This is a genomic window from Thauera aromatica (genome assembly GCF_023093595.1).
Lineage (GTDB): Bacteria > Pseudomonadota > Gammaproteobacteria > Burkholderiales > Rhodocyclaceae > Thauera > Thauera aromatica_A.
On record NZ_JALLIK010000075.1, the window covers coordinates 22,990 to 29,068 of the forward strand.

Below are 6,079 nucleotides of genomic sequence, written 5' to 3' on the forward strand. Positions count from 1 at the left end.
CAACCCGAACACGACAAGACGCCCCCATGTTGACCGCACTGCTCGTGATGTCCGGCATCGCTATCGTACTCGGCGCGACCCTGGGCTATGCCGCGATCCGCTTCAAGGTCGAAGGCGACCCGCTGGTCGAAAAGATCGACGCCATCCTGCCGCAGACCCAGTGTGGCCAGTGCGGCTACCCCGGCTGCAAGCCCTATGCCGAGGCCATCGCCAACGGCGAGGCCGACATCAACCAGTGTCCGCCCGGGGGCGAGGAAGGCGTGCGCAAGCTCGCCGACCTGCTCGGGCGTGAATTCAAGCCCCTGTCCGAAGAGCACGGGGTGGAAAAACCCAAGGCGGTCGCGGTCATCGACGAGCAGGTGTGCATCGGCTGCACGCTGTGCATCCAGGCCTGCCCGGTCGACGCCATCGTCGGCGCCGCCAAGCAGATGCACACCGTGGTCGAACCGCTGTGCACCGGGTGCGAACTCTGCGTCGCCCCCTGCCCGGTCGACTGCATCGCGATGGTGGCGGTGACCGAGACCGTGCAGACCTGGAAATGGAAATACCCGGTGATCGAAATCAGGAAGGCGGCATGATCGGGCGTTTGTTCAAGTTTCGCGGCGGCATCAAGCCCGATGCCCACAAGAACGAATCGGCCGGCGCCCCCATCGGCCGCGCCCCCCTGCCCCCGCGCCTGGTGGTGCCGCTGCGCCAAAGCGCGCGCGCGAGCGCGAGCTGCATCGTCGAAGTGGGCCAGCGCGTGCTCAAGGGCGAGCGCATCGGCGCGCCCGAAGGTTTTCTCGGCACCGCAGTCCATGCTCCCACTTCGGGCACGGTGGTGGACCTGGGCCACTACCCGATGGCCCATGTTTCCGGGCTCGACACCCCTTGCGTGGTCATCGCCCCCGACGGCGAAGAGCGCTGGATCGAGCACGCCCCGTTCGATTACCACTCTGCCAGCCGCGAACAGGCGCTCGCCTGGCTGCGCGACTGCGGCATCGTCGGCCTCGGCGGCGCGACCTTCCCCAGCCACGTCAAGCTCGGCAAGGGCGCCGGCATCGAGACCCTAATCCTCAACGGCGCCGAGTGCGAGCCCTGGATCACCTGCGACGACCGCCTGATGCGCGAGCGTGCCGCCGACATCCTCGCCGGCGCGGCGATCCTGCGCGAGCTGATCGGCGCACGCGAACTGGTCGTCGGCATCGAGGACAACAAGCCCGAAGCGATCGCGGCGATGCGCGAGGCGGCGGCAGCGGCCGGCGATGTGCGCATCGTACCGGTACCGGCGCTCTACCCCGCGGGCGGCGAAAAGCAGCTCATCCGCGTCCTCACCGGCATCGAGATCCCCTACGGCAAGCTCGGCGGCGACTACGGCGTGCAATGCTTCAACGTCGGCACGGCGCACGCGGTGTATCGCGCCATCGCCCACGGCGAGCCGCTGCTGAGCCGCATCGTCACCCTCACCGGCAACGTCGCCCGCACCGGCAACTGGGAAGTGCTGATCGGCACTCCGGTCGCAGACCTGCTCGCGCTGGCACAGCCGAAGGCCGACACCGACCGCACCCTGATGGGCGGACCGATGATGGGCTTCGCCCTGCCGCGCCTGGACGTGCCCATCGTCAAGGGCAGCAACTGCCTCATCGCGGCCTCGCCGACCCTGTTCCCGCCCGCCCCGCCCGAGCAGCCCTGCATCCGCTGCGGCGAATGCGCACGCGCCTGTCCGGCCGAACTGCAGCCGCTCGAACTGTACTGGTTCAGCCGCTCGAAAAACTTCGGCAAAGCGCAGGAGTACCATCTCTTCGACTGCATCGAATGCGGCTGCTGCGCCTACGTATGCCCGGCCCACATCCCGCTGGTGGACTACTTCCGCTTCTCCAAGAGCGAGATCTGGGCGCGCGAGCGCGAAAAGGCCGCTGCCGACCAGGCCCGCGAGCGTTTCGAGTTCCGCAACTTCCGCCATGAGCGCGAAAAAGCCGAAAAAGCCGCCCGGCTCGCGGCCAAGGCCGCCGAGACCCACGCCAAGCTCGGCGCCGAAACCGCGGACGCAGCGCCGGCCGCGGCCGATGCCGCCGCGGAAGACCCGAAGAAAGCCCTGATCGCCGCCGCGCTCGCCCGCGCCCAGGCGCAAAAGGCCGAAACCCGGCCGCGCAACACCGACAACCTCAGCCCCGAGAAACAGGCCGAGATTGCCGACATCGAAGCCCGCCGCAAAGTGCTGGAGGCGGTGCATGCCGCCGACCACCGCCGCGCGCCGGAACTTTCGAGCGCCGACGCGCCGTCACCGGGCACGCCCGACGGCGACTCCGAGCCCCGCAACTGACCCTGCCATGATCCATTCACCCTACGTCCGCAAACCCGTCAGCGTGCAGCGCACGATGGGCCTGGTGCTGATCGCGTTGCTGCCCGGAATCGCCGCCTACGTGTGGCAAGTCGGCGCCGGCGTGCTGATCAACCTCGCCCTCGCCACCGTCGCCGCGCTGCTCGCCGAAGCCCTGGTGCTGCGCCTGCGCCGCCGCCCGGTCCGGATCGCCGTCACCGACCTGTCGGCCGTCATCACCGCCTGGCTGGTGACGCTGTGCTTCCCGCCGATCGTGCCGTGGTGGCTCACCGTCACCGCCGTGCTGATCTCCATCGTCGCCGTCAAGCACCTCTACGGCGGCCTCGGCCAGAATCCGTTCAACCCGGCAATGGTCGCCTACTGCACGATGATCGTCGCCTTTCCGGCGCTGATGTCGCAGTGGCCGCCGGCCGGGCAGTTGCCCTTCGACACCCAGCTCGCGCTGATCCTGGGCGGCGCCCGCGAGCTCGACGGCATCACCGGCGCCACCGCCCTCGATGCCCTGCGCACCGGCCTGCGCACCGGCGTCGGATCGGTCGATGCCGTGCGCGAGGGCTCGGCCTTCGGCCTGCTCGGCGGCCGCGGCTGGGAATGGATCGCGCTCGGCTACATCCTCGGCGGGCTCTTCCTGCTCGCCACGCGGATCATCACCTGGCACATGCCGGCGGCCTTCATCGCCACCCTCGGCGGGGTCTCGGCGCTGTTCTGGCTGCTCGATCCGGCGCAGTTCGCCTCGCCGCTGTTCCATCTCGCCAGCGGCGGCGCGATGCTTGCCGCCTTCTTCATCGTCACCGACCCGGTCTCGGGCGCCACCACCCCGCGCGGCAAGCTCCTGTTCGCTGCCGGCATCGCGCTGATCGCCTGGCTCATCCGCAACTTCGGCGCCTACCCCGAGGGAATCGCCTTCGCCGTGCTGCTGATGAACATGTGCGTGCCGCTGCTCGACATGAAGACCCAGCCCCCTGTCTTCGGCCACCGCAACGGGACCCCCGGAGGCGACGGCCGATGAGCATGCGCTATTCCGCCCCCCGCACCGCGCTGCGCACCGCGGCGATCATGGTGGTCTTCACCCTGGTGTTTACTGCGCTGATGGCGGCGACCTACGGCCTCACCCGGCCGGCGATCGAAACCGCGAAGCAGGATGCGCAGCTGCGCTTGATCAACGAGGTGCTCCCCCCCGACAGCTACGACAACGCCCTGCTCGACGACTTCGTGCGCTTCGGTCCGACGCCCGCGATCGGCATGGACGGCGGCGGCCGCGCCTGGCGCGCGCGCAAGGCCGGCCAGCCGGTCGCGCTGGTGATCGAGGCCGCAGCCAGCGACGGCTACGCTGGGCGCATCGCCCTGGTGGTGGCGGTCGCCGTCGACGGCCGGCTGTCCGGAGTGCGCGTCACCGAGCATAAGGAAACCCCCGGTCTGGGCGACTACATCGATCCGAAGAAGGACCGCAGCAAGGACATGCCGTGGATCGGCCAGTTCGCCGTCGCCACCTGGAAGGATGTGGACACCGCGGCGTGGAAAGTGCGCAAGGACGGCGGCAGCTTCGGCTACCGCAGCGGCGCCACCATCAGCGCACGCGCGGTGGTCGGCGCCGTCGGCCGCAGCACCGCGTTCGCCGTCGAACATCTGGACGCCTTCTTCGCCGCACCTGCCGGCAGCCTGCTCGGAGCCCCGTGATGACCCCGACCGAATTCCGCGACCTCGCCTGGAACGGGCTGTGGAAGCAGAACCCCGGCCTTGCCCAGCTGCTCGGCCTGTGCCCGATCCTCGCGGTGAGCACGACGATGGTCAACGCCGTGAGCCTCGGCCTCGCCACCATCCTCGTCATGACGCTGGCGAACCTCGCCGTATCGGCGCTGCGCAACCTCATTCCCTATGAGATCCGCATCCCGGTGTTCATCCTGATCATCGCCGCGCTGGTCACCGTCGTCGATCTCGCTTTCAACGCCTGGCTGCATGACCTCTATCTGGTGCTCGGCATCTTCATTCCGCTGATCGTCACCAACTGCATCGTGCTCGCCCGCGTCGAAGCCTATGCGGCCAAGAACGATCCGCTTACCTCCACCGTCGACGGCCTGATGATGGGCCTCGGCCTGGTCTGGGTACTGGCGGTGCTGGGCGGGCTGCGCGAACTGCTCGGCGCCGGCACGCTGCTTTCCGGCATCGACATGATCCTGCCCGGGGCCTCGGCGCTATCGGTGTTCGGCGACGACTACCCCGGCTTCCTGATCTCGATCCTGCCGCCCGGCGCCTTCTTCACTCTCGGCGTGCTGATCGCCGTATTCAATGCGCTCAACGTCCGCCTCGCGGCGCGGGCCCGGCGGAGGCCGCCGCCCACCGCCGCGCGCGAAGCCGGAACCGGACCGGCCACCGCCGGCTGAGCCCGATGCCGACGATGAAGCGCGAGGCGATCCGCGAATTCTTCCGCCGCCTCCACGAAGCCGACCCAAACCCGCGGACCGAGCTCGAATACGCTTCGCCCTACCAGTTGCTGGTCGCGGTCGTGCTCTCGGCGCAGGCGACCGACCGCAGCGTCAACCTCGCCACCCGCAAGCTGTTCGCCGCCGCCCCGACCCCCGAAGCGATGGTCTCGCTGGGCGAGGAAGGCATCGCCGGATACATCAAGACCATCGGCCTGTTCCGCAACAAGGCGAAGCACACCCTGGCGCTGTCGCGCCAGCTGCTCGAACGCCACGGCGGCGAAGTGCCGGCCGAGCGTGGCGCACTCGAAGCCCTGCCCGGAGTCGGACGCAAGACCGCCAACGTGGTCCTCAACACCGTGTTCCGCCAGCCGGTGATGGCGGTCGACACCCACATCTTCCGCCTCGCCAACCGCAGCGGACTGGCCCCCGGCAAGGATGTGCTCGAAGTCGAGCAGGCGCTGATGCGGCGCGTGCCCAAGGACTACCTGCTCGATGCCCACCACTGGCTGATCCTGCACGGGCGCTACGTGTGCACCGCGCGCAAGCCCCGCTGCGGCGCCTGTCGCGTGCGCGACCTGTGCCTGTTCCGCGACAAGACCGATTGACCCGGGGCACGCCGCCCCCACGGGGTTGCGGCCCTTATTGGCTTGCGGCCCTCTTGCCACCCTGCCCCCGCCTCCCGCACGGGCGCACAAAAAACGAGGTTTTGCGATGTTCAACCCCAGCCGTGACCAGGTGCGCAGTTTCTTCATCGACACCTGGCGCAAGTACCGCAGCAAGGAAGTGCTGACGCCGATGGAAACGATCGCGGCCGACATCCTCACCCTGCATCCCGAATACCACGCGGTGGTCGAGGACCCGGAGTCGATCGACCGCGACTTTCCGCCCGAGGCCGGCCAGATCAACCCTTTCCTCCACCTGTCGCTGCACCTGGCGATCGAGGAACAGCTGTCGATCGACCAGCCTCCCGGTATCCGCGCCGCCTTCGATGCCGCCTGCAGCCGTCGCGGCGAACGCCACGATGCCGTCCACGACGCCCTCGAGTGCCTCGGCGAGATGCTGTTCACCGCCCAGCGCAACGGCACCCCGCCCGACGGCACCGCCTACGTCCGCTGCCTGCGCAAGAAGGCCGGAGCGCCCGGCTGAACCCACGGCGCCCGCCGCCGCCGCCCCGTCCGGCGGTCGCGTCTGCCGTCCGCCGCGCCCTCCCGGTCGACCTCGGCGGGCTGAGAGTCTGTGAAAATATGATCATCATGCCTTTGGTATAATTGGCGCTCCAGCCGCCGCCTGATCCCGACATGAATACTCGCGCCCGCGTGGTTCTACCCAACCGCAC

At 69.0% G+C, this 6,079-nt stretch carries 7 protein-coding genes; all 7 read left to right on the forward strand.

The window, feature by feature from the left end; all coding sequences use genetic code 11:
- The first annotated feature begins 26 nt into the window (after nt 1-26).
- The 7 genes from rsxB (at nt 27) to MXC99_RS02450 (ending at nt 5,889) form a co-directional block, all read left to right on the forward strand.
- Complete coding sequence (gene rsxB / locus MXC99_RS02420) at nt 27-578, forward strand: electron transport complex subunit RsxB (RefSeq protein ID WP_247724018.1); 552 nt, start codon at nt 27-29, stop codon at nt 576-578.
- Nucleotides 575-2,302, forward strand: a complete 1,728-nt coding sequence (rsxC, locus tag MXC99_RS02425) for an electron transport complex subunit RsxC (RefSeq protein WP_247724019.1) — start codon at nt 575-577, stop codon at nt 2,300-2,302. Before rsxB ends, rsxC begins: the two co-directional genes overlap by 4 nt.
- A 7-nt stretch (nt 2,303-2,309) precedes the next feature.
- Complete coding sequence (locus tag MXC99_RS02430) at nt 2,310-3,329, forward strand: RnfABCDGE type electron transport complex subunit D (RefSeq protein ID WP_247724020.1); 1,020 nt, start codon at nt 2,310-2,312, stop codon at nt 3,327-3,329.
- On the forward strand, nt 3,326-3,997 hold the full coding sequence (locus tag MXC99_RS02435; protein WP_247724021.1) for an RnfABCDGE type electron transport complex subunit G: 672 nt from the start codon (nt 3,326-3,328) through the stop codon (nt 3,995-3,997). The genes MXC99_RS02430 and MXC99_RS02435 overlap by 4 nt, the downstream gene beginning before the upstream one ends.
- Nucleotides 3,997-4,701 (forward strand): electron transport complex subunit RsxE, encoded by a 705-nt coding sequence (gene rsxE, locus MXC99_RS02440; RefSeq protein ID WP_247724022.1) that lies wholly within the window; start codon nt 3,997-3,999, stop codon nt 4,699-4,701. The genes MXC99_RS02435 and rsxE overlap by 1 nt, the downstream gene beginning before the upstream one ends.
- A gap of 14 nt (nt 4,702-4,715) precedes the next feature.
- Entirely contained in the window at nt 4,716-5,348 is a 633-nt protein-coding gene (nth, locus tag MXC99_RS02445; protein ID WP_247724025.1) for an endonuclease III, read from the forward strand.
- Nucleotides 5,349-5,454: 106 nt separating this feature from the next.
- A complete protein-coding gene (locus MXC99_RS02450) occupies nt 5,455-5,889 on the forward strand; it encodes a DUF1841 family protein (protein ID WP_247724023.1) in 435 nt (144 codons plus the stop codon).
- Nucleotides 5,890-6,079: the final 190 nt, after the last annotated feature.